Annotated in this window: 22 protein-coding genes and 2 tRNA genes; all 24 read right to left on the reverse strand. The window is 40.6% G+C overall.

Annotated features, from left to right (window positions below):
• Positions 1-2 precede the first annotated feature (2 nt).
• Positions 3-1,190: an elongation factor Tu gene (gene tuf / locus TRESU_RS12545; RefSeq protein ID WP_013702570.1), complete on the reverse strand. Its 1,188-nt coding sequence runs from the start codon at positions 1,188-1,190 to the stop codon at positions 3-5.
• 722 nt (positions 1,191-1,912) lie between these two features.
• Complete coding sequence (gene rpsG / locus TRESU_RS12550) at positions 1,913-2,383, reverse strand: 30S ribosomal protein S7 (protein WP_013702571.1); 471 nt, start codon at positions 2,381-2,383, stop codon at positions 1,913-1,915.
• A 15-nt stretch (positions 2,384-2,398) separates the two neighbouring features.
• Complete coding sequence (gene rpsL, locus TRESU_RS12555; protein ID WP_013702572.1) at positions 2,399-2,773, reverse strand: 30S ribosomal protein S12; 375 nt, start codon at positions 2,771-2,773, stop codon at positions 2,399-2,401.
• A 148-nt stretch (positions 2,774-2,921) separates the two neighbouring features.
• Entirely contained in the window at positions 2,922-7,406 is a 4,485-nt protein-coding gene (rpoC, locus tag TRESU_RS12560) for a DNA-directed RNA polymerase subunit beta' (RefSeq protein WP_013702573.1), read from the reverse strand.
• Entirely contained in the window at positions 7,399-10,956 is a 3,558-nt protein-coding gene (rpoB, locus tag TRESU_RS12565; RefSeq protein ID WP_013702574.1) for a DNA-directed RNA polymerase subunit beta, read from the reverse strand. The genes rpoC and rpoB overlap by 8 nt, the downstream gene beginning before the upstream one ends.
• A 240-nt stretch (positions 10,957-11,196) precedes the next feature.
• Positions 11,197-11,571 (reverse strand): 50S ribosomal protein L7/L12, encoded by a 375-nt coding sequence (gene rplL / locus TRESU_RS12570; RefSeq protein ID WP_013702575.1) that lies wholly within the window; start codon positions 11,569-11,571, stop codon positions 11,197-11,199.
• A 169-nt stretch (positions 11,572-11,740) separates the two neighbouring features.
• Complete coding sequence (rplJ, locus tag TRESU_RS12575) at positions 11,741-12,337, reverse strand: 50S ribosomal protein L10 (protein WP_013702576.1); 597 nt, start codon at positions 12,335-12,337, stop codon at positions 11,741-11,743.
• Positions 12,337-13,014 (reverse strand): 50S ribosomal protein L1, encoded by a 678-nt coding sequence (gene rplA / locus TRESU_RS12580; RefSeq protein WP_013702577.1) that lies wholly within the window; start codon positions 13,012-13,014, stop codon positions 12,337-12,339. The genes rplJ and rplA overlap by 1 nt, the downstream gene beginning before the upstream one ends.
• Positions 13,014-13,448, reverse strand: a complete 435-nt coding sequence (gene rplK, locus TRESU_RS12585) for a 50S ribosomal protein L11 (RefSeq protein WP_013702578.1) — start codon at positions 13,446-13,448, stop codon at positions 13,014-13,016. Before rplK ends, rplA begins: the two co-directional genes overlap by 1 nt.
• Positions 13,449-13,641: 193 nt before the next feature.
• The gene (gene nusG, locus TRESU_RS12590; RefSeq protein WP_013702579.1) at positions 13,642-14,199 is read right to left on the reverse strand and encodes a transcription termination/antitermination protein NusG; all 558 of its coding nucleotides are present in this window, start codon (positions 14,197-14,199) and stop codon (positions 13,642-13,644) included.
• Between the two features lie 9 nt (positions 14,200-14,208).
• A complete protein-coding gene (gene secE, locus TRESU_RS12595) occupies positions 14,209-14,388 on the reverse strand; it encodes a preprotein translocase subunit SecE (RefSeq protein WP_013702580.1) in 180 nt (59 codons plus the stop codon).
• Positions 14,389-14,414: 26 nt separating this feature from the next.
• Positions 14,415-14,487: transfer RNA gene (locus tag TRESU_RS12600), tRNA-Trp, on the reverse strand.
• A gap of 37 nt (positions 14,488-14,524) precedes the next feature.
• On the reverse strand, positions 14,525-14,701 hold the full coding sequence (gene rpmG / locus TRESU_RS12605) for a 50S ribosomal protein L33 (RefSeq protein ID WP_013702581.1): 177 nt from the start codon (positions 14,699-14,701) through the stop codon (positions 14,525-14,527).
• A gap of 31 nt (positions 14,702-14,732) precedes the next feature.
• Positions 14,733-14,805, reverse strand: a tRNA-Thr gene (locus TRESU_RS12610).
• A 122-nt stretch (positions 14,806-14,927) separates the two neighbouring features.
• Positions 14,928-15,791, reverse strand: a complete 864-nt coding sequence (gene epsC / locus TRESU_RS12615) for a serine O-acetyltransferase EpsC (protein ID WP_013702582.1) — start codon at positions 15,789-15,791, stop codon at positions 14,928-14,930.
• A 36-nt stretch (positions 15,792-15,827) separates the two neighbouring features.
• Positions 15,828-16,334: a BUD32 family EKC/KEOPS complex subunit gene (locus tag TRESU_RS12620; protein ID WP_013702583.1), complete on the reverse strand. Its 507-nt coding sequence runs from the start codon at positions 16,332-16,334 to the stop codon at positions 15,828-15,830.
• A gap of 127 nt (positions 16,335-16,461) precedes the next feature.
• Complete coding sequence (locus tag TRESU_RS12625; RefSeq protein ID WP_013702584.1) at positions 16,462-16,728, reverse strand: BrnA antitoxin family protein; 267 nt, start codon at positions 16,726-16,728, stop codon at positions 16,462-16,464.
• The gene (locus tag TRESU_RS12630) at positions 16,700-17,020 is read right to left on the reverse strand and encodes a BrnT family toxin (protein ID WP_013702585.1); all 321 of its coding nucleotides are present in this window, start codon (positions 17,018-17,020) and stop codon (positions 16,700-16,702) included. Before TRESU_RS12630 ends, TRESU_RS12625 begins: the two co-directional genes overlap by 29 nt.
• 163 nt (positions 17,021-17,183) lie before the next feature.
• The gene (locus TRESU_RS12635; RefSeq protein WP_013702586.1) at positions 17,184-18,578 is read right to left on the reverse strand and encodes a KAP family P-loop NTPase fold protein; all 1,395 of its coding nucleotides are present in this window, start codon (positions 18,576-18,578) and stop codon (positions 17,184-17,186) included.
• 256 nt (positions 18,579-18,834) lie between these two features.
• Positions 18,835-19,782 (reverse strand): SUMF1/EgtB/PvdO family nonheme iron enzyme, encoded by a 948-nt coding sequence (locus TRESU_RS14430; RefSeq protein ID WP_013702587.1) that lies wholly within the window; start codon positions 19,780-19,782, stop codon positions 18,835-18,837.
• Positions 19,783-19,884: 102 nt separating this feature from the next.
• Positions 19,885-20,064 (reverse strand): hypothetical protein, encoded by a 180-nt coding sequence (locus TRESU_RS12645; RefSeq protein ID WP_013702588.1) that lies wholly within the window; start codon positions 20,062-20,064, stop codon positions 19,885-19,887.
• Positions 20,065-20,312: 248 nt separating this feature from the next.
• On the reverse strand, positions 20,313-20,924 hold the full coding sequence (locus tag TRESU_RS12650; protein WP_013702589.1) for a polysaccharide deacetylase family protein: 612 nt from the start codon (positions 20,922-20,924) through the stop codon (positions 20,313-20,315).
• Positions 20,921-21,673: a Fic family protein gene (locus TRESU_RS12655; protein ID WP_013702590.1), complete on the reverse strand. Its 753-nt coding sequence runs from the start codon at positions 21,671-21,673 to the stop codon at positions 20,921-20,923. Before TRESU_RS12655 ends, TRESU_RS12650 begins: the two co-directional genes overlap by 4 nt.
• 238 nt (positions 21,674-21,911) lie before the next feature.
• Positions 21,912-22,631 carry a hypothetical protein gene (locus TRESU_RS12660; protein ID WP_013702591.1) on the reverse strand — a complete coding sequence of 240 codons (720 nt, stop codon included), beginning with the start codon at positions 22,629-22,631 and terminating at the stop codon, positions 21,912-21,914.
• Positions 22,632-22,717: the final 86 nt, after the last annotated feature.

Consider the following 22,717-nt stretch of genomic DNA (forward strand, 5'->3'; position numbering starts at 1 on the left):
AACTATTCGATAATCTTTGTTACCTGTCCAGAAGCGATTGTGCGTCCACCTTCACGGATAGCAAGCTTAAGACCTTCATCCATAGCGATTGGGTGAATAAGTTCACCGATAATCTTAACGTTGTCGCCAGGTTTTACCATATCTGTTCCTGGTTCGAGCTCAACAGTACCAGTAATGTCTGTTGTTCTGAAGTAGAACTGTGGGCGGTAACCTGTGAAGAACGGGCTGTGGCGTCCACCTTCTTCCTTTGAAAGAACGTAGATCTGAGCCTCGAACTTTGTGTGCGGGTGGATGCTTCCTGGAGCAGCAAGAACCTGTCCACGGATAACATCTTTCTTTTCAACACCACGAAGAAGAATACCAGCATTGTCACCAGCCATACCTTCGTTAAGAGTCTTGTTGAACATTTCGATTCCAGTTACAGTAGAAGACTGAGTTGGGCGGATACCAACGATTTCAACAGCGTCACCCATATGGATAACACCGCGCTCGATACGTCCAGTAACAACAGTACCACGTCCTGTGATTGTGAAGATGTCTTCAATTGGCATCAAGAATGGCTTCTGGTCATCACGAACTGGATCATCAAACCATGTGTCCATAGCTGTAAGAAGCTCTTCGATGCATTTTGTATTTTCTGGATTGTCAGATTCGTTCAAAGCCTTGAATGCAGATCCCTGGATAATTGGTGTATCCTCAGAGAAGCCGTAGCCTTTGAGAGTTTCTTTTACTTCGTCAACAACGAGCATAAGAAGATCTGGATCGTCAACAAGGTCGACCTTGTTAAGGAATACGATAATCTTTGGTACGCCAACCTGACGAGCAAGAAGAAGGTGCTCTTTTGTCTGTGGCATAACTGAATCTGGAGCAGAAACAACGAGAATAGCTCCATCCATCTGAGCAGCACCAGTAATCATATTCTTGATGTAGTCAGCATGTCCCGGGCAGTCAATATGTGCATAGTGACGCTTGTCAGACTGATACTCAAGGTGGCGGCTGTTGATAGTGATACCACGAGCCTTTTCCTCCGGCGCATTGTCGATTTCATCGTACTTCAAGAGCTTATCACCGTATTTTTTTGCACAATAAGCAGTGATAGCAGCAGAAAGTGTAGTCTTACCATGGTCAACGTGACCGATAGTACCAACGTTCATGTGAGGTTTAGTTCTGTTGAACTCTTCCTTTGCCATGATTTTCTCCTTGCCTTGCAGTGTTTTACTGCGGCATTATGTTGTATTTTATGTGTTGCACTTTAAGCCAGAAAATATGCCTCTTAAAAAGCAGACAATATTTTCGCATACACACTTGACCAATTTAACTAGGACGATTATATACGTGAATGGACAACATCAAAAATTCTGTTTCATCTATTCGAAGCAGCTGGCCTTTTCCACCTAGCATCATCCGGGCTGACGATTGGTTTGGAATTCAGAACCTTTTTTAGCTGAAACAAACTGCGGGAGCAATTATTTCAGCCAGTCAGAAGCCTGAACACACAATCATCTAATAGAAAGCCTCAACGAAACTTTCTGCACATTCAGGGTGTGAAACTCTACAGCCGCACTGCGGAAGTTTTACGATTTTCACCAGACAGCTTAAACTGTCCGTCCGACTATCAAACACTCTGTCTGCAAAAATGCAGAATACGCCTTATAAAGGCATAAATGTTCTGTATTTATATACTTTTTTCAAAAAAGAATCAAGAGGCTAAAAACTTTTATTTGGAAAATAATTAAAAAATATATAATTTTAAGCGAACATCAAACTTTGTATTTTACTGTCACTATCGGGCTTAATCCGATAACCCTCATGAAACTTTGCGACAGATTGCCGACCGGCTTTATCATTTCTACAAGGACATAAAAAAACCGCCTTGGAAAAAACCAAAGCGGCCGTTTTGAAAAAGCAAGAACTACCAGCGGTAATGAGCAAAAGCCTTGTTTGCCTCTGCCATCTTGTGTGTATCTTCCTTCTTCTTATAAGCAGAACCTGTGTTGTTGAAAGCATCAAAGATTTCAGCAGCAAGAGTTTCAGCCATTCCGTGTCCGTTACGTGAACGGGCAGCATTAATCATCCATCTCATTCCAAGAGCTTCGCGGCGTGCATCACGAATCTCAATAGGAACCTGATATGTAGCTCCACCAACACGGCGGCTTTTTACTTCCACCATTGGCTTTAAATTTTCCAAAGCCTTAAGGAACACTTCAAGAGGATCCTTGTCAGTTTTTTTCTTCAATTTGTCCAAAGCCTCATAAACGATTTTCTGGCAAACCTGCTTTTTTCCATCAAGCATCATGCGTGTTACAAATTTTGAAATAACTACGCTGTTGTATCTTTCGTCTGGCATAACCGGACGGTTAACTGATTTCTTATGTCTTCCCATAGTATTAACCTCCTATTATGCCTTTGGTTTTTTAGCGCCGTATTTTGAACGGGCCCTTTTGCGTCCATCAACGCCAAGAGTATCTTTTGTACCGCGGATAATGTGGTAGCGCACACCAGGAAGATCCTTTACACGTCCACCGCGAACAAGTACAACTGAGTGTTCCTGCAAATTATGTCCAATTCCTGGAATATATGCAGTAACTTCGATTCCATTGCTCAAACGAACACGGGCAATCTTACGAAGAGCCGAGTTCGGTTTCTTTGGAGTCATTGTCATAACACGTGTGCAAACACCGCGTTTCTGCGGGCAAGACTGAAGTGCGGGGGCCTTAGTTCTTTTTGCAGAAGACTGACGTCCTTTACGAATTAATTGGTTTATTGTAGGCATCGCCTATTCTCCTATATTATTGCCGAGCAGCACCTCGGACAGAATAACAAAATAAGTATTTAATTTTACAGAATTCAAACTTGTTTCGTCAAGGGAATTTCGCAAAAGCCGCTAGAAAAAGTTGAATTTTCCTAGCGACAGGCAATTTTTAATCCTCGTCCGAAGCAGAATCCATTGCTGGAACAACAGCAGCTTCTTCAGCCTCCTTCATTTCAAGCATACGCTGCTCAAGAATTTCCTTCATCTTGGCATCCAAGTCGGCGTTTGAATTGTCTGAAAGCTTTACATTATTGTACTGGCGGATTCCTGTACCAGCGGGAATTCTGTGTCCAATAATAATATTTTCCTTAAGACCGTGAAGATTGTCTACAGAACCTGCAATCGCGGCATTTGTAAGAACACGAGTCGTTTCCTGGAATGAACAAGCCGAAATAAACGAATCAGCGGCAAGAGCAGCTTTTGTAATTCCCTGGAACATAGGACAGGCAACGGCTGGCTGTCCACCTTCCGCAACAACTCTGTCGTTTTCTTCGCGGAATGTGTACTTGTCAACCTGCTGACCGTAGATGAATCTTGTGTCCCCGACTTTGATGATTTCAACTTTCTTGAGCATCTGGCGGATAATAGTTCCGATGTGCTTGTCGTTAATATCTACGCCTTGAGCACGGTAAACAGACTGAATTTCATCCATAAGGAAGTTCTGAAGACGGTCTTCGCCAAGAACAGAAAGAACATCATGTGCATCTACTGCTCCATCGCAAAGCTTTTCTCCGGCTTCAACTTTATCGCCATCGCGGACAAGAAGACGCTTAACCATAGGAATAAGATGGCTGTGCTCTTTTCCGTACTCGTCAACAACGATAACAGTTCTTTTTCCTTTTACAATCTTATCGAATTTCACAGTTCCAGTAATCTTTGCTATTACAGCAGGATTCTTTGGCTTGCGCGCTTCAAAAAGCTCGGAAACACGCGGAAGACCAAGAGTAATATCGTTCGCCTTTGCAGCATCTTTTGCCATTTTTGCAAGAGTTGTTCCAGCTTCGACCTTTCCCTTGTCCTTGATGTCGTTGCTCAAAATAGCACCAACAGGCATATGGTAGCTTCCAAGCTCGTTTCCGTCTTCATCCGTAATAATAATACGAGGCTGCTTTACATCAAGGTGAAGATCTGAAATGCGGCGTTCAACAGCTCCAGTCTGAATATCAGTTTTTGTTTCAAGAGTTACGCCGTCAATAATATCTTCATAATGAATGTAGCCGGAAACTTCCGCAATAATCGGCTCGCTATAAGGATCGAATTCACCCACAGGCTCGCCAGCCTTTGCAATGCATGAAGCTTCTGTGAATTTTGCATATACAGTCGAACCGTTGGAAATTTCAACTTTCTGGTCATTGCTTGTAAGGTAAATTACATTATCTCTTATGATAATGCGGCCGCCGTCAGAAGCAAGAACTTCCTGTCCTTTGTGCTTCAAAACCGGATTATCCTTGCGGACATAAGCGCCGTCTTCAACAAGAACTTCATCAGAAGAATCAAAAGCATAAGACTTGAACAGCTTTGTAACAATCATTGAGCCACGGCGTGTAAAGAGCCAGTTTCCATTTTTTGCAACAACATGGGTTCCCTCAAGGCTTTTGATGTAAACATCGTATTTCATTGCGATGTGGTTGTCTTTCTGTCCACCTTCCGCAGCACCACCAGTATGGAATGTACGAAGTGTAAGCTGTGTACCAGGCTGACCAATTGACTGGGCCGCAATAGTTCCAACTGCTTCACCGATTTCAACAATCTTGTTGCGGGCAAGGTCTTTTCCGTAGCATTTTACACAAATTCCGTGTTTGCTTTCGCAAGTAAGAACTGTGCGCAGCTTAACTTTTTCAACTCCAGCCTTGTCGATTTTTTCAGCAAGGGTTTCATCTATATATTGGTTTACATCACAAAGAAGCTCACCAGAAACAGGGTCGATTACCCGTTCGATTGTATAATGTCCCGCAATGCGTTTTGCCAAAGGAACTGTAACAGTATCTCCGTCCTTGATTGCAGCGTAGTCAATTCCGTTGATTGTTCCGCAGTCTTCTTCATTTACAACAACATCCTGAGCAACATCTACAAGACGGCGTGTCATGTAACCAGCATCAGCAGTCTTCAAAGCTGTATCAGACAAACCTTTGCGCGCACCGTTTGTTGAAATAAAGAACTCAATAACTGAAAGTCCTTCCTTAAAGTTCGCGCGGATTGGAAGCTCAATGATGTCTCCGTTAGGCTTCTGCATAAGTCCACGCATTGCCGCCAGCTGGGAAATCTGCTTTTTGGAACCACGAGCGCCGGATGTAGCCATCATATAGATAGTATTAAATCCGTCCTTGTGCTTTGCAAGGTTATCCATCATAAGGTTTGTAAGCTTTTCGTTTGTGTTTTCCCAAACTGTAACAGACTTATTGTAGCGTTCGTCAGCTGTAATAGCACCGCTGTTCCACTGACCTACAATTTTTTCAACTTCCTTGTTTGCTTCTGCAACCATAGCTTCTTTTTCTTCTGGAACAAGAATATCGTCCATTGAAAGAGTTGCGCCGTAGAATGTAGCGTTTTTGTATCCACAGGCTTTGATTGCATCAAGCATCTGGATTGTAAGCCATCCACGGTCAATTGCATAGAGGCTCGGAAGAATTTTTCTGAGTTTGTACTCTTCAAGCGGAGTTTCTCTATTGTAGATTTTGTCAATCTGCTTTCTAAGGGAAGCATCTTCAATAACTTTGTCCAATGTTTCCGCATCAAAAGTTTCAAACTGATATTTTTCTTCAATAAGGCCCTTTATGCGTTTGTCGCTTGTCTGCTCATTGTGGTAAACACTTTCAATCATTTTCTTGAGCTTTTTGTCACCAAGCTGCTCGTTGTAGAAGTCAACTTCGTCCGGCATTGACTCATTGAAAGCCATGCGTCCGGCAGATGTAAGAATGTACTTGCTGTCTGGCTCTTTGTCGTTGTTTACGCACTTGTTGAGAATATTCTTGTGAACCTTGATTTCTGCCTGCCATTCAATTGCTCCGCTAGAAGCCGCAAGACGAACTTCATCCGCACTAGAGAAGAATTTTCCTGTACCTTTTGCATTCGGCTTTATAGAAGTCATGTAGTAAATTCCCAAAACCATGTCCTGAGAAGGAGCTACAATTGTGTTTCCGTTTGCCGGGTCAAGAAGGTTGCGTGCAGAAAGCATAAGTGTCCAGCATTCCATTTGAGCTGCCTGAGTAAGAGGCACGTGGATTGCCATCTGGTCGCCATCGAAGTCGGCGTTAAATGCTTTACAAGCAAAAGGATGAAGCTTCAATGCCTTTCCTGGAACAAGAACCGGCTCAAATGCCTGAATTCCCAAGCGGTGCAAAGTAGGAGCGCGGTTAAGCATTACAGGATGCTCGCGGACAACTTCATCAAGGATTGCAAAAACTTCTGTGGATTCGCTTTCTACAAGTGAGCGAGCCTTTTTAATATTGAAGACAACACCCTTGTCAACAAGTTTCTTCATTATAAACGGCTTGAAGAGTTCCAACGCCATTTTTTCAGGAAGACCGCACTGCCAAAGCTTAAGTTCAGGTCCAACAACAATTACAGAACGTCCAGAATAGTCAACGCGTTTTCCAAGCAAATTCTGACGGAAACGTCCCTGCTTTCCTTTAAGCATATCGCTGATTGATTTAAGCGGGCGGTTCGCGGCACCTTTTAAAACACGCTGTTTGCGCTTAGAGTTATCAAACAATGAGTCAACTGCTTCCTGAAGCATACGTTTTTCGTTGCGAATAATAATATCAGGCGCAGACAAAGACTGAAGCTTCTTTAAACGGTTGTTGCGGTTAATTACGCGGCGGTAAAGGTCGTTCAAGTCGGAAGTTGCAAAGCGTCCTCCGTCAAGTTGAACCATAGGGCGCAAATCCGGCGGAATAACTGGAATAACATCCAGAATCATCCAAGAAGCCTTGTTTTCTGAAGTGCGGAAATTTTCCACAATTTCAATTCTCTTCAAAAGACGCTTGTCGCTCTTTGGACCTTTTTCAATCATTTTTGCACGAAGCTCAGCAGCAAGAGCATCAAGGTCAAGATTTTCAAGCAAAGTCTTAATTGCCTCTGCTCCCATTCCCGCTGTAAATGCGCCGCCATAGCGTTCCTGCGCTTCAAGATATTCATCTTCTGTCAAAAGCTGATTTTTCTTTAAATCTGTGTCGCCCGGCTCAATTACAATGTATTTTTCATAGTAAAGAATTGAGCGGAGAGCAGCCACCTGCAAATCAAGCAAAAGTCCCATGCGGCTAGGAACCGAATGATAATACCAAATATGGCTGACAGGAGCCGCCAAATCAATGTGTCCAGTGCGCTCACGGCGGACTTTAAAGTGTGTAACTTCAACTCCACAGCGGTCACAGACAACACCTTTATAGCGGATTGACTTGAATTTTCCGCAGTAGCATTCCCATTCTTTTGTTGTACCAAAGATGCGCTCGCAGAAAAGTCCGTCCCTCTCCGGACGAAGAGTTCGGTAATTTATAGTTTCCGGCTTTTTTACTTCACCGTAAGACCATGAACGGATATTTTCCGGGGAAGCAAGTTTAATTTTAAGGCTTGTGAAATCCTGAATGTCACGCATTTTCGTTCTCCTTGTCAAAACCAGCGCCTACTTTATCAATAAGCTCCTGATCACGTTCAGTAAGGGCAATCTGCTTGCCTTTGTCATCATAAATAGTAAAGTCCAACGCAAGACCGCGAAGCTCCTGAACCAAAACATTGAATGATTCCGGTACTCCGATTGGAGCTGTTGGCTCACCCTTGACAATCGACTCGTAAACTTTAGAACGTCCGTTCATGTCATCAGATTTGATTGTCATCATTTCCTGCAATGTATTTGCAGCGCCATAAGCCTCAAGCGCCCAAACTTCCATTTCTCCAAGACGCTGACCACCGAACTGGGCTTTTCCTCCCAACGGCTGCTGAGTAACAAGAGAATATGGACCTGTTGAACGAGCATGCATCTTGTCGTCAACCAAATGGTGAAGCTTCATAAAGTATATAACACCAACGAAAATTGGGTTTAGGAAAGGCTCGCCTGTAAATCCGTCGTGCACAATCTGCTTGCAGTCCGGTGAAAGTCCAGCCTGAACAAGTTTTTCCGCAATCTGTTCCTGGCTAGGTGTCTGGAATGCAGGCGAATTGTACCATTCATTCAAAACAAGACCGGCTCTTCCAAGCTCAGATTCCATAATCTGTCCAATATTCATGCGCGAAGGAACACCAAGAGGATTCAAGCAAACATCGAGTGGAGTTCCATCCTCAAGATATGGCATATCTTCAACAGGAAGAATGCGGGCAACAACACCTTTGTTTCCGTGGCGTCCAGCCATCTTATCACCAACAACAAGCTTACGTTTGTCTGCGATAATAACTTTTACCTGCTCATCTACGCCAGGCTGAAGCTCATCGCCCTCGCTTCTCTTAAGACGCTGAATGTCAATTACAACGCCCTGAACTCCATGAGGAAGCTTAAGTGAAGAATCACGTACTTCTTTTGCCTTTTCACCGAAAATAGAATTCAAAAGCTTGAATTCCGGTGTAGTTTCGGTTTCGCTCTTTGGAGTAACTTTTCCAACAAGAATGTCTCCGGAGCGGACTTTTGCGCCGATGCGTACAATTCCTTCAGAATCAAGATTATCAAGAATTTTTTCTGAAGTGTTTGGAATATCACGTGTAATGCGCTCTGGTCCAAGCTTTGTCTCGCGGATTTCAGTCTGAAACTCGTGAATATGAACAGAAGTATACATATCCTCTTTTACAACACGCTGGCTGATAAGAACAGCATCCTCGTAGTTGTATCCATTCCACGGAACAAATCCAACAAGAATATTGCGTCCCAATGCAAGCTCGCCATTGAATGTAGCAGGACCATCTGCAATGACTCCGCCGGCTTCAACGTGCTCGCCAACTTGAACTGTAGGACGCTGATGGTTTACAGTGTCGCTGTTTGTTTTCTGATATTTAAGCAACGGATATTCATCAAATACATCGCCTTTGACTCCATCCGGCTTGATTTTAATAAGATCGCTTTCAACCCATTTTACAGTTCCTGCACGGCGGGCTTTTGTAAGAACTCCAGAATCGTAAGCAGTTTTCTGCTCCATGCCAGTACCAACATGAGGAGGCTCCGGGAATAAAAGCGGAACAGCCTGACGCTGCATGTTACAACCCATCAACGCGCGGTTAGCATCGTCATGCTCAAGGAACGGAACAAGTGAAGCAGAAACAGAAATTACCTGACGCGGTGAAACATCCATATACTGAATATCTTTTGGAGAACGGCTTGTGTAGTCTCCACGGTGGCGGCAAGAAACCAAGTCCGTAGGGAACGAGCCGTCAGCCTTCATCCCTTCTGTAACCTGTCCAATGTAATATTTATCTTCATCCATTGGATCAAGATATTCAACTTCATTTGTCGCTTTTCCGTTTACAACTTTGCGGTAAGGCTCTTCAAGGAAGCCGTATTCATTTACGCGGGTAAAAATCGCAAGGGAAACAATAAGACCGATGTTCGGACCTTCAGGAGTTTCAATAGGACACATTCGTCCATAGTGGGTATAGTGAACATCGCGGACTTCAAAACCTGCCCTGTCACGTGAAAGACCTCCCGGTCCTAATGCGTTAAGACGGCGTTTGTGAGTAAGTTCTGCAAGCGGATTACACTGATCCATGAACTGCGAAAGCTGGCTTGAACCAAAGAATTCACGGATAGAAGAAATAATCGGCTTTATAGAAATCAAGTCGCCCGGCTTAAGAGTTTCTGTTTCCTTTAAGTTCATGCGGTCCTTTGCAATGCGCTCCATGCGTGCAAAAGCTGTCTTGAACTGATTTGTAAGAAGTTCGCCAACAGAACGAACACGGCGGCGGCCCAAGTGGTCAATATCATCGAGAGGCTCGTCTCCAATGTAAACTTCTATAAGATGCTTCATTGTGTTGATGATGTCTTCTTTTGTAAGAGTTACATCTTCAACCGGCTCTTTATAGTCAAATTTTTTATTAAGCTTGTAGCGTCCAACACGTCCCAAGTCGTAGCGGCGGACACTAAAGAACATAGTTGTAAGGTCACGTTCTGCAGCCTCAACAGTAATCGGCTCGCCCGGCATCAAGACAGCGTAAACCTTCGAAAGACACTCTTCCTTTGTAGGCTCATCCGCTGTAGAAGAACCTTCCTTAGAGAACACAATTTCTTCACGCTCAAAGCAGTTCACAATCATTTCGCTGTCCAAAGAAGGATTTTTTTCCTCTTTGTCGTCAGGGCGTTTTTTCATGTTGAACTTTATTACATTGATTTCCTTGATTCCATTTGCAACAAGATCGTCAATATCATGCGGATGGAGCTTGTCTCCTGCGCGGAACAACTTTTTTTCTTCACCGGTTTCTTCATCTTTTATGATTACAGGTTTTCCAAGAACTCTTCCTGCAAGCTCATCGCGTTTTTCTAAATCTGAAGGAATTTTTACATCTTCTGTAACATAGAAGCAGTTTATAATTTCTTCACGTGTTGAATATCCAAGCGCACGGAGGAAAATTGTTCCCAAGATTTTTTTCTTGCGGTCGATTTTTGCGTAAATAAGCTCTTTTTTTTGGTCAATTTCAAATTCTAGCCAAGAACCGCGGTAAGGAATTATGCGGCTAGACAAAACGCCCTTATCGCGCTGAAAAATAACTCCAGGCGAACGGTGAATCTGGCTTACAACAACGCGTTCTGCGCCATTGATAACAAAAGTTCCCCTGTCTGTCATAAGAGGAACATCGCCCATGTAAATATCTTTTTGGAGAATAGCTCCAGTTTCTTTAAAATTAAGATTGATGCGAGCCTTTAAAGGTACTGCGTAAGAAACACCCTTTTTCTTGCATTCCTGCTCGGTGAATTTCATTCCGTCATAGTCAAGCTCATAAAATTCATACTCAAGCGACATATCACCGGCCGGGCTTTCAATAGGGAAAGTTGAAGTAAAAACTTCCTGAAGCCCTTGGTTTAAAAGCGGCTCGCCTTTTTCAATTCTGCCTTTTTGGATGAATTCTTCGTAGGAAGAAAGCTGAATGTCGATAAGATTAGGAAGTTCCATGAAATCCTGGATGTCTTTTCCTATGTACTGGCGAACAATTTTCTTGCTCTTTGCAAACATCAAATACCTCTTTAGGGGTTATGAACTGGTACGCCCAGACCGCTACAAGCAAAGACTTTGCTCAGCACGAGAAAAAGCGCCCTATCGGAAATCTCTGTCCCGTCAGATTTATTTTTATTTTCAAGCCAATCTGCAGGCTCTTTTGACAACAAAAGCCTCAGGAAAAGAAAAATCTTTCCCTGAAGCTAGAGTTCAAGTTTTATAAATGTCTTGAAGAAAAACAATCAAGCATCTGCCAGATTATTTCTTGCTAACTTTTCCACCAGCAGCAGTGATGTCAGCGATGAGCTTGTCAGCATCAGCCTTAGATACTCCCTCTTTTACAACCTGTGGAGCACCAGTAACGATTGCCATTGCTTCCTTAAGACCAAGACCTGTTGCAGCCTTAACAGCCTTAATAACATCCATTTTCTTTGCTGGATCAATAGATTCAAGAGTAACAGTAAATTCTGTCTGCTCTTCTTCAGCGGCCGCTGCTGGACCTGCTGCTACTGCTACAGGTGCTGCCGCAGAAACACCGAATTTTTCTTCCATTGCCTTTACGAGATCAGCTGCCTGCTGAACTGTCATGTTTGCAATTGCTTCAAGAATTTCATCATTTGTAAGAGCTGCCATATTGTCTTCTCCGTAATCAAATATGATTAGTAATTTCCGTGCAGATAAAAACAAACTGTTTCTAAACCCTGCATCGGTTTGTCTGCGGACAGTCGACAGCTATGAAGCCTGACCGCAGGGAAAAATTCCGCTCTGGACATTGCAAAAAAGCGTTTGTCCTACTGAGAATTTACTCAGCTGCTGGAGCTGGAGCTGCTTCGGCTGCTGGAGCCTCTGCCGCAGGAGCTGCCTCTTCCGCCTTTGGAGCTGCAGAAGCCGGACCTTCTTTTTCCAGTTTTTCAACATATGCTTGCAATGTTCCAGCAAGTTTTCTTGCAGGTCCATTGATTGCAGACATAAGCATTGCGATGAGCTGTTTCTTTCCAGGGAGTTTTGCAAACGCCTCGATTTTTGCAGCATCATAAAGCTCGTCTTCTACCCAAGCGCCTTTTACAACGAGAGCTGGAGTTTCTTTCGCAAAGTCAAACAAAACTTTTGCAGACTCGTTAGCCTCTTCCTTAATCATGGCAATGGCCGTTGGTCCAGAAAGATACTGAGCAACTGCATCATTCTTCATTTCGTCAAAAGCTACACGCGCAAAGTTATTCTTGATAACCTTGAACTGTGAATTCTTTTCACGCAAAGAATGGCGGAGCTTTGAAATCTGCTCAACAGTAAGTCCTCTGTATTCAACAAAGATAAAATCTTTATATTCACTAAGAACTTTCTTTGCTTCTTCAATAGCCTGTGCTTTGCTAGGCTGAATCTTTTTTGCCAAAATAGCCATTATTCTGCCTCCTTAAAGTCAATCCAAACACCAGGTCCCATTGAAGAGCTGATTGAAACAGAGCGTACAAATCCTACTTTTGCATCAGCCGGCTTTTTGCGCTCAAGTTCTGTGAGGAAAACTTTTACGTTTTCAGCAGTGTCCTTTGAATCCATGGAAACTTTTCCAACAGGAATATGAACAACACCTGTCTTGTCTGCGCGGAATTCTGTGCGTCCCTTTTTGAGCTCAGCAACAGCCTGCGCAATGTTTGGTGTTACAGTTCCTGTCTTAGGGTTTGGCATAAGACCTTTGCGTCCCAAAACCATACCAAGACGACCAACGTCTTTCATCATGTCTGGAGTAGCAACTGCAACATCAAAATCAAGCCATCCGCCCTTTACTTTTTCAATGTACTCTGTACCTGCGTAAGTTGCACCTGCATCAAGAGCTTCTTTTACACGGTCATCTTTACAGAAAACAAGAACGCGCTTTTCAGCAGTAAACTGATGCGGGAATACAAGAGTATCACGTACAGTCTGGTTTTTTTCCAGCTTAAGGGAAACTGAAAGCTCAACTGTCTCATCGAACTTTACATAGTGAAGATCTTTTACAAGCTGGCAAGCTTCTGAAATTCCATAAGCCTTTGCCGGATCATACTTCTTCAATGATTCGCGGTATTTCTTTCCGTGCTTCATTATTCAGCCTCCACTTCTACGCCCATACTGCGAGCAGTACCAGCGATGATTTTCTTAGCAGCCTCAATGTCGTTTGCGTTAAGATCAGGAAGTTTCTGTTTTGCAATTTCTTCAAGGGACGCTTTTGAAAGTTTTCCAACTTTGTTGCGAAGCGGATTTCCAGAACCTTTCTGGATTCCAACAGCCTTTTTAATAAGAACAGCTGCAGGAGGAGTCTTGAGAATAAATGTGTAAGATTTGTCCTGATAGACAGTGATGACTACAGGGATAATAAGTCCCTTCTCCATGCTCTTTGTGCGGTCATTGAATTCCTGAACGAACTTAGGCGCAGAAACTCCATGAGGTCCAAGAGCCGGTCCAATAGGTGGAGCTGGTGTAGCAGCGCCGGCAGGGCACTGAAGTTTAATGACAGCTGTAACCTTTTTTGTGGCCATAATGTATCTCCTTACATTGGTGGTGGGTATCAGATTTTCTGAACCCTAGCGAAATGCCTATGTCCAACGGACTTGCACTTCTCCCAAATTAAGAAAAAAGCATTCATTGCGAATGCAAAATTCTATCAAACATCAGAGCCAGCTTTAAAAATAATAATTAAAACCGGCATAAAAATTAAACTGCAAAAACAACCTATATTTTTTCAACTTGAAGAACATCAACTTCTACAGGAGTTGCTCTTCCAAAAATCTGAACATTAACACGGAGCTTGTTCTTTTCTGTATTTATATCTTCGATAGCACCGCTGAAAGTCGCAAAAGGACCTTCTGTGATTTTTACAGTCTCGCCAACTTCAAAATTCTGCTTAATGCGAACCTGCTTTTCACCTTTAAGCTCGCCAGCCATCTGCAAGATGTTTTTTGCTTCATCTGTGGAAATTGGGCGTGGCTTTTCAGAAGGCTTAACGCCAACAAAACCAGTTACACCCTGAACACGACGGATTAAAGAGCAGGTATTCTTCCAGCCAATCTGCGGAAGATCCATTTCAATCATAATGTAGCCAGGAAGAATCAAATTATTGCGGACGTGTTTTTTTCCATTTGAAATTTCAACAACTTCTTCCATTGGAACTTTTACTTGAAAAACAATATTCGAATCAAGTTTCTGCTCAGTGAGCATGGTTGCCAATGTTCTTTGAATTTTTTGTTCGTATCCCGAATAAGTCTGAAGAATATACCAGCTTCTTGCCATTTGACTCCCCTAGAATACGAGGCGTAGGCCTTCTGTAAACAACCAGTCAAGAAAGCCAAGAATCAATGCGACAATAATTGTAGAGATGAAAACAACCTTTGTAGAAGAAAGAACGTCGCTGCGTGTAGGCCAAGTTACTTTTCTAAGCTCTCCGGCACATTCTTTAAAAAACTGAAAAATCTTTTTCATTTTCATCCTCGTCTTTTGTAAATTAACAGGCCAGGCAGGACTCGAACCCGCGACAACCGGTTTTGGAGACCGGGACTCTACCAACTGAGCTACTGACCTAAAATATATTCAGCCTCCCTATAAGAAGGCATATATTTTATTTGGCTTTTGTTTCCTTATGAAGGATTTCCTTGCGGCAGAACGGGCAGTACTTGTTCTTTTCAAGTTTGCCAGTGATATTCTTGCGGTTTTTGTATGTTGTGTAATTTCTGCGTTTGCATTCTGTGCACTGCAATGCAATGATTTCTACGGCTGACTTTTTCTTGCTTGCCATAATATTTGCTCCTCTGTTTTTCTAATCTTATAGCTCCCGAGCGGAATCGGACCGCTGACCTCATCGTTACCAACGATGTGCTCTACCGACTGAGCTACAAGAGCATAGGGATAATATTCCCTTGAAAAATGGTATGTTTTGGAAATATAACTTAATAGAAAAAATATGTCAATAAGAGATTCTCGAATTTGTTGAAATTCAAATAAGATTTTTCGGAGCAACAACTTTACGAGCGGCATTCCTGCGTAAAGGTTGTATGCGGAGGAACAGACTTTGTAATCCAAGTATTTCCGCCTATTACGCAGCCTTCTCCAATGACGGTGTTTCCGCCTAGAATCGTGGCATTGGCGTAAATTGTAACGTTGTCTTCTATTGTTGGGTGGCGTTTTTTGTTCATAAGCTCCTTTTTTACGCTCAAAGCTCCCAGCGTAACGCCTTGGTAAATCTTTACATTGTTGCCGATAATGCAGCTTTCGCCGATTACAACACCAGTTCCATGGTCAATAAAAAAACTTTCGCCTATTTTGGCACCCGGATTTATATCAATTCCAGTATGGCTGTGCGCGTACTCGCTCATTATGCGCGGAATAACAGGAACTCCGTTTTCAGTAAGAAAATGCGCAATCCTATAAACTGAAATCGCTTCAAGGCACGGATACGAAACTATTACTTCCTCACTGGACTTTGCAGCCGGATCTCCAGCATTGGCAGCCTGAACATCAAGCCCGATTTTTCTGCGGATTTCTGGAATTTCCTCAATAAGCGCGAGAGAAGCCTTTTCCGCAAGGTTAAAACAGTGAGAAAGCTCCACTTTGTCGTTCTGGACAACAAAAGAAAGGGCTTTTTTAATTTCGCGGGTAAGCATTGAAACTATGCGGTTCACACGCTCGCCTGTAACAAACCTCAATGTAAGCGAATCAATTTCTTCCGCAACCCTGTAGCCTGGAAAAATCAAGCACTGAATGTCCTTTAGAACCGTTATGACATTTTCCCTGTTTGGAAACTTCATGGCTTCATCAAGGTTGATTCCTCCGTACTTTTGGTAAGACTCAAGTATTTTTTCTACGGCAGTGTCAATTGTCGCGCTCATAAGACCTCGCTTTTAATTTTCCGCAAAGCAAACTGGCTAGCTCCAGTACTTTTTGCCCCAGTTTTCAAAATTCCATTCATCGGAATATTCATTGCATTCATAGTCAATGTAATATAAAAGTCCATTCTGTACAATAAAATTTGTAGGATAATAATCAATATTAAGGTGAAGCGGATAAAGTTTGCGGCACATTTCTTCTACTTGGGCGATGTATTCGGGTTTTACAAGATTTTCCTTGGCAAGCTGCTCGATTGTAGAACCGTCAATATATTCCTTTAAAATACGCTCATTCTGAACATCATGCGCAATCATAAGCGGAATTCTTATGCCCGCATTTTTCAGCCGCTCATAATCGTTAAGTTCCGCCATTATCTTGTTGCCAAACTGATAATAGCTGCACGGCTCGTGGTGAATCTGCTTGAGAACAAAAAAACTTCCACCGCAAGAAGCAAGATACGAATATCCGCCCTTGCCTTTGCCCAAAAGCTTTTCAAGTTGATAATCCTTATCGCTTAATGAAATACAAGAATTAAGCTCAAGCATAAAGCCACTCTCCTTGTTTGGTTTAGTTTTTGTAATTGGTGAAAAACTCGGCGAGAATTCAAGGAAAACACGGCGAGTGTTTTTGAGACAATAAAAAAATAATGAATGCACAAAAAAATGCGAAAATTCACTTTAAAGGGCAATTATTCATTCTTGCCCAACGCAGAACTTCATTTAATCGGGTTTGACAGTTTTCTTTGCCTACACTTTGAAGCCAAGAAAGGTTATCAATATCAATTCTAAACGAAATCATCTTCTTTGCAGGTTTATAATATTTGAACTGACCTCTGTCAAAATCAGATTCTGTTAGCTCACGAGCATCAGACAAATCAATGTCATCGTAGGATTTTCCATTTTTTTCACATTTAGCAATAAGCTCTTCTAAGTCTTTCAAAGTACACCTCCCGCTCTTTTGGCGTTGCATCACGAGCAGTTATTATATGAATGCGCTCTTCTTCTGTGTAGCTTACTTGTAGCACAAGGCATTTTTCCTCAATAATTCCAAGACCAAAATATCTAGCTTGCTCCTCATCTGAATGCTCAATATCATAAATTTCATAAAAATAAGGATCGTTAAAAATTTTTTCAACTTCTTTGAATGAATAATGATGCTTTTTTATGTTTGCTTCATTTTTATCTGACCACCACTCAAAGAGACCATCAATTTCCAACTCACCTTTCAACAATTATTACCGCCTATCTATAATTATATATACTAAAAGTTCAAAAGTATATATAAAAACTGCAATATCCTTGATAATTTTTTTTACTTTATAGTACGAGCTATGCGGAAACCGTTTCTATTTAACTTTTAAGTATAGAGCGTATTGATAATATATTGTTTTAAAACTAAAAAAGCATTGTGTGCATTATCTCATCATATTTTGAGAGAAAAACTTTATCCTCTGCTATAAAATCAAAATAAATTTTTTGAGCATAAAAGCCAGAATTTTCTATAATATTTGCCAAAAATTTCATAAGATATGATTTTTCATCACAAATAAAAAAATTATCTGATTTTGCGGCATAATCAGTATAAAGAGTTTTACTCAAACAGAAAAAATCCTTAAGATTTTCAGCAAGCTGCTTGTATTTGCCAGCATAAGGATTAGGTGAAAATTCAACGTCCTTAAAAACTAACGTAAATGTGCCGTTTGAATTGTTTGTTACCACGCAAAGATTCTTGGAATGAAAAACGTAAGACGCTATACAGCTTACAATTTCATAAATCAAAATCGCATAGCTACAAAGTTCTGGTTTTACTCCAGTCGCCAGTGTCATTTTGTGGCAAAGCTCAACTTGGCTGAATATTTTTTCCTGAAGCCTGCGGTCAATTCCGCTGAACATTTCTGCTAAAAATTCTTCAAGAAAGTTCTCATTAAAATTAATCGGAGCACCAGCAGAATTATCTCTTGTCCACTCGCAAAACGTTTTTTCAAGTCCGTTCATCACTTCCAAGGATTTATCCGGCTTGCCGTTTGACAAAGGAATTGAAATGTCAATAAATTTTTGAAGATATGAATCAACAAATTGCATTATATTATGCTCCGGAGTCGTCTTTAAAAAATTCTTTCCAAAGACCTTGCAAATGCTGTCTGCCAAATTAAATTTATCAATGGAGATAATCTGAAAAACCTGCATTTTATTGCAAACATGATGAAGCCTCTCCAAAACTTTTATCGCATATTCTGGCAAGCAGCGGTCTAGCTCATCAACAACGAGGAGGATTTTGAAATCAGAATTTAACTCAGATAAAACTTTTCTCACTTGTTTTAATGCATTGGATAATGGCAATAAAGTATTAAAATCTTCATCGGTTAATGCAGCATCATGCAAAGCCGCATTTGTATTCTTTATTGCATCAAATGTATCTGAAAGATTTACACCAAGTTTCTTTTCTGTTATTACACCAACAATTTTAGATAAAGCTAAAATTGAACTAGATACAACATTTGCCCTGCTGCCTATTTCTTTTACTTTTTTAATTTGTCTTAGCGACTCCAGCATCACTGAAAGCAATGCGACAAGCGGCTCTTCATAAAAATCATTCTCCCAAGCGTTGTAGTGAAAAATCAAATATTCATCATTAGGCAACTGGGATTCAAGCGCGTCCAAAATCCAAGTTTTTCCGCTGCCCCAGTCTCCGTCAATGGCAACAGAAAAGCCGTTCTTATTATTGGATTGATTTGCGATTATGTTTTTTAGAAGAGTTATAAACGGCTGGCGGGAAAGATGGTCGGTCATAGTTTGTTAATCACTCCAAAGACTATAGTAATTTACAGATTTTAATTTCTATTGCAGATTTTCTTTAGAGATACCTTTTAAACCATGCGAAAGCAGTAGTTCAACTTTATTTTCAACCAATAAAGGAAGCTTGTCATATTATGTTTTCAAAAAAGGTCTCCTAAAAAAATAGCCTTGCTGGGTGCGCATTGTTAAGAGGCGTGCAAGGTCTAGTTGGGGTTAATATAGTATGGTTATTGGCAAAAGTCAATGATTTTTATTTTACAGTACGAACTATGCGGAAACCGTTTCTATTTGAACCATCAGTATAGAGCATATATAAGTGATAATAAACTGTACACATAGTTGAATTAACCATTTTAGAACTACCGCCTCTAACACATCTTTTTCCAGAATCATTCGAATCCCAGCACCATTCTTCTACATTTCCACTCATATCATACATACCAAGTATATTTGGTGATAGTTTTTTTGTTTCATAGATAGTATTGTCGCACCATCCAACATCAGCCAAAGTATCACTTCCTGAATACATATACTGCGTACCGGTCAATCCGTTTCCGCCGCGTGCCGCATATTCCCATTCAACTTCTGTAGGCAATCGATAGCCATTTGCTTCAAAATTACAAGTTGAATTATTTCCATTTACGACATAACAAGGCGTTAGTCCTTCGGCTTCACTTCGGGCATTGCAATATTTCAATGCCGCTGTCCAACTCACATTATATGCAGGATAATCTCCACCTCCAGAGGAGGTAGCTCCTCCATACTTACTGTACTCTGCCTGCGTAACTTCATGGTCACAAATATAAAAGTTGCCAATAGTTTTTGATTCACTACCATCAAAAATTTTGCTATTTGGAGCGGCTTCTGCTATTGTCGCCCCTTCTACAAATACAAATCCATCCGTAGACCATTTTGCATAAAGTGTAACATCTGTTTTTTCAAATACATTAATAGAAGCATTATTGTAAACCGGGTCGCTGTCTATGCTAGTCGCCCAGCTTTGAAATATAAAGCCGTCTTTTGTGAATAAATTTTCTGAAAGAGACTGAGAAGTTCCGTAAGTAAAAACTTGAGAAGACATTGTTCCAGTTCCGCCATTCGAATCAAAAGTTACAGTAAATTTGTCATGAAGCGTTACAGTGCAAGGAGAAGTTTCTCCAGCAACAACTGTTACTTCTGAATTTCCAAGACCAGACAAAACATTATTTTTATAAGCCTTGACTTCAACTGTGTAAATTTCCGGACTGACTTCTGAAAACTCCAGCCCCCCGAAGAGCCAGTTTCAGTCTGAACAACAGTTTCATTCAACAAAAGTTCTACTATAATAAGTATCAGCTTTTGTACTGGAACTAATTTCACGTGCGCCGCCCGGCAAGGCAACACGGATTGAGCCGCCTTTTTCAGAGCCGCCGCTCATGTTCATGCAGGACGCAGCCACAAATAAAAACGCAAATAAAGCCGGAACAATAAATTTCTTCATAAAAGACCTCCAAATTTTATATTTCCGGGTCAAGCCCGAAAATGACAACTTTCATCTCTCTGTCATTTTAGTACTTGATACGACAATCCCATTTTAACTTTTCAAGAATCTAGATTAAATTATACTGAATAAATTTCAAAAAACAACTTTTTGACAAAAATTTATTGATTTTTTTGTTGAAATCGCAATAAATACAAAAAATCGTTAGTTTTTTCTAATCAGTGTGGAAAAATAAAGCAAAATCTATTCTATTTTACTGTTGTCCAAATATGTGATGGAATACAAGGATTTATATTCTTTATCCTAAAAAGTTCTGGCAGGTTTACAAATTCATAGCCGCGGGATTTTAAAACTGGAATAACAGACTTTACAGCCTGAACTGTCGCATAATTTTCTTCCATTACGTGAAGAAGTACGATCTGTCCATCTTCCGCAGATTTTAAAATACGCTCAGCTCTTTGTTCAGCAGTAATTTCAGGAAGCCAGTCCTCGCAACCTTTTCCGCCAACAAAAGGAACTTTTATAGCCTTGTGCATATTGCCGCTTACGCTGATATAAGGCGGACGGAAAAATTCGCTTCTTTTGCCGATGCACTTTTCTATAAGAGATTCAGTTTTTTCATATTCGTCCTGAATCATGGCAATGCTCATTTTTGACATATCGGAATGCGTAAATGAATGATTTTGAATGTCGCATCCCATTTTAAATGCGCGCCTTACAACTTTTGCAGAGTCTTCATTGATTTTGTTTCCGACTAAAAAAAATGACGCCGGAATCCTATTAAATTCAAGAACATCTAGCATGTCTGACATAACATTTGCATTAGGTCCGTCATCAAACGAAAGCGTTATATATTTCATAAACTTCTTTTGTATTCTTCAATTTGCTGCTTTAGATTTTGAATATGATGATTAAACATAAAGTCAATGAGGCTTGCGGAAATTACCTTTATATATTCAGCACGTCTTTCTTTTTTTACAACCGATGGAACAAGATTTTTTTCATATTTAACCACATTCATCAGCAAACGGTCCATTCTTCCGTTTCCGTCAGCCCAAGGATGAATTGAAGCAAGCTTAAAATGAGATTCAAAACTTAATTTATATGCGTTTTCAATGTCATCTGAATCAGTTTTTTCAAGTTCTTCATTGAGCCAGCCGCAGAATTCTTGAAGCCTGTCAGGAACTTTTTGCCAAGCAAGATAAGATTTTCCGCCGCGCCCAGCACTTACATTCAAAAGCCTTAATTCTCCTTTTGCAGAAGAAAAAGAACCTGCAACTGTATTATAAGCGGAATCTATATTTTTCATTAAAGTTCCAGAAAGAGAACAAAGAAACCCAACTGTTATTTTTTCGTGTTTTCTTGCAAAATCAAAGCTCTGTTCATACGCTTTTTTCAGGTCAAGATTCATAAACTGCTCTGAAATAGGCTTTGAACAAGAAATTCCGTTGTCAAACAAAACCTGATTTTCAATTTCCGTAATCGTAGAGCCTTCAATCGCTGTTGAATGTGTAATTATCGAATATAAATAAAACTTATCGTAATCAAGCTGCTGATTTATTCCAAGAGAATTATATTCATTCAAGACCGCTATTATTTCATTTTTCATTTTCGCCGTGCAATAACATTCTTTAAGACTATTCGAACACAGGACGTTTTTTCTTTTGCGCACTGCAAAAGATACAGGTTTATAAGATTCTGGTAAAGAAATACCTGTCTCTTACTTTATCGCTTTTCTAGCAGAAATAATGCGGGTTCTATCATGCCCCCGCTCATAAACCATATTTACATACCACAATGCCATAAATATCTGTCAAGTTTTTTAAAATTTCACAAATAAAGATACACTAATTTCTTACAAATATAACAAGGTCGCCTTTTTGTTTTCTTGCTTCAAAATTATATTTTTTTCCATTTTTTGAAACGATTGCAAAATACCTAAAACTGTGAAGTGTTTTTTCAATGGGAGAATCCAAGTCTTCTGAATCATTATATTCTTGCAGAGTAACACCGCCGGCTCTTTTCCAGTCTTTATTATTATCAGAAGCATAAACCGCAAAAGAAATTCCATAGTCGTCAGTAAAGTTTACAAACTCTATTTCGTCATAAAACTTATCTTTTATATTGTCTGAATCAATTATAAAGGCGGTTTCAAGTTCCTTTTTAAAATCAAATTCGGAATCTGGCATTACAAAAATGCAAAGGTCATTCTCAATTTTCTGCGCACGATAGTTGTAAGCCTTGTTATTTGTAGGAACTACTGCAAAATACTGAATTTGAGAAATACGGTATTCCATGTGGGAGTCAACATCTTCTGAATCATAAAAATCTTTTAAGTATGTGCTTCCATAAAACTGCCATGAGGCATTTTTGTTATCATAATAATAAACTTCAAAGCCAATTTGCTCTTCTGTTTCGTTTATGAGCTTTACATCTTCCCTTGCTTTTCCATCTATAGAGTTGGCATCAAGAACAAACACATTTTCAGCATCAAGGTTAAAATAAGGAGCCTTAGCAAAACAAACAAAACTAAAAATCAGGCAGGCAAAAAAAATATTTTTTTTCATTATGTTCCTCCAATAAAAAAATAGCATTTCTAAAAAAGTTATGCAAGAAAACAATATACATTCTGCGCAACAAGATTTACCATATC

This window comes from Treponema succinifaciens DSM 2489 (genome assembly GCF_000195275.1).
GTDB lineage: Bacteria > Spirochaetota > Spirochaetia > Treponematales > Treponemataceae > Treponema_D > Treponema_D succinifaciens.

Coding starts and splice junctions, on each gene's coding strand:
- TRESU_RS12655 (WP_013702590.1), bottom strand. CDS start 21,673: ATGAAAAATGAAATAATAGCGGTCTTGAATGAATATAATTCTCTTGGA.
- rplK (WP_013702578.1), bottom strand. CDS start 13,448: ATGGCCACAAAAAAGGTTACAGCTGTCATTAAACTTCAGTGCCCTGCC.
- TRESU_RS12660 (WP_013702591.1), bottom strand. CDS start 22,631: ATGAAAAAAAATATTTTTTTTGCCTGCCTGATTTTTAGTTTTGTTTGT.
- rpmG (WP_013702581.1), bottom strand. CDS start 14,701: ATGGCAAGCAAGAAAAAGTCAGCCGTAGAAATCATTGCATTGCAGTGC.
- epsC (WP_013702582.1), bottom strand. CDS start 15,791: ATGAGCGCGACAATTGACACTGCCGTAGAAAAAATACTTGAGTCTTAC.
- rpoB (WP_013702574.1), bottom strand. CDS start 10,956: ATGTTTGCAAAGAGCAAGAAAATTGTTCGCCAGTACATAGGAAAAGAC.
- rpsL (WP_013702572.1), bottom strand. CDS start 2,773: ATGCCTACAATAAACCAATTAATTCGTAAAGGACGTCAGTCTTCTGCA.
- TRESU_RS12650 (WP_013702589.1), bottom strand. CDS start 20,924: ATGAAATATATAACGCTTTCGTTTGATGACGGACCTAATGCAAATGTT.
- TRESU_RS12645 (WP_013702588.1), bottom strand. CDS start 20,064: ATGAAGAAATTTATTGTTCCGGCTTTATTTGCGTTTTTATTTGTGGCT.
- TRESU_RS12635 (WP_013702586.1), bottom strand. CDS start 18,578: ATGACCGACCATCTTTCCCGCCAGCCGTTTATAACTCTTCTAAAAAAC.
- TRESU_RS12620 (WP_013702583.1), bottom strand. CDS start 16,334: ATGCTTGAGCTTAATTCTTGTATTTCATTAAGCGATAAGGATTATCAA.
- rplJ (WP_013702576.1), bottom strand. CDS start 12,337: ATGGCTATTTTGGCAAAAAAGATTCAGCCTAGCAAAGCACAGGCTATT.
- tuf (WP_013702570.1), bottom strand. CDS start 1,190: ATGGCAAAGGAAGAGTTCAACAGAACTAAACCTCACATGAACGTTGGT.
- nusG (WP_013702579.1), bottom strand. CDS start 14,199: ATGGCAAGAAGCTGGTATATTCTTCAGACTTATTCGGGATACGAACAA.
- rplL (WP_013702575.1), bottom strand. CDS start 11,571: ATGGCAGCTCTTACAAATGATGAAATTCTTGAAGCAATTGCAAACATG.
- rplA (WP_013702577.1), bottom strand. CDS start 13,014: ATGAAGCACGGAAAGAAATACCGCGAATCATTGAAGAAGTATGATCCG.
- secE (WP_013702580.1), bottom strand. CDS start 14,388: ATGAAAAAGATTTTTCAGTTTTTTAAAGAATGTGCCGGAGAGCTTAGA.
- rpoC (WP_013702573.1), bottom strand. CDS start 7,406: ATGCGTGACATTCAGGATTTCACAAGCCTTAAAATTAAACTTGCTTCC.
- rpsG (WP_013702571.1), bottom strand. CDS start 2,383: ATGGGAAGACATAAGAAATCAGTTAACCGTCCGGTTATGCCAGACGAA.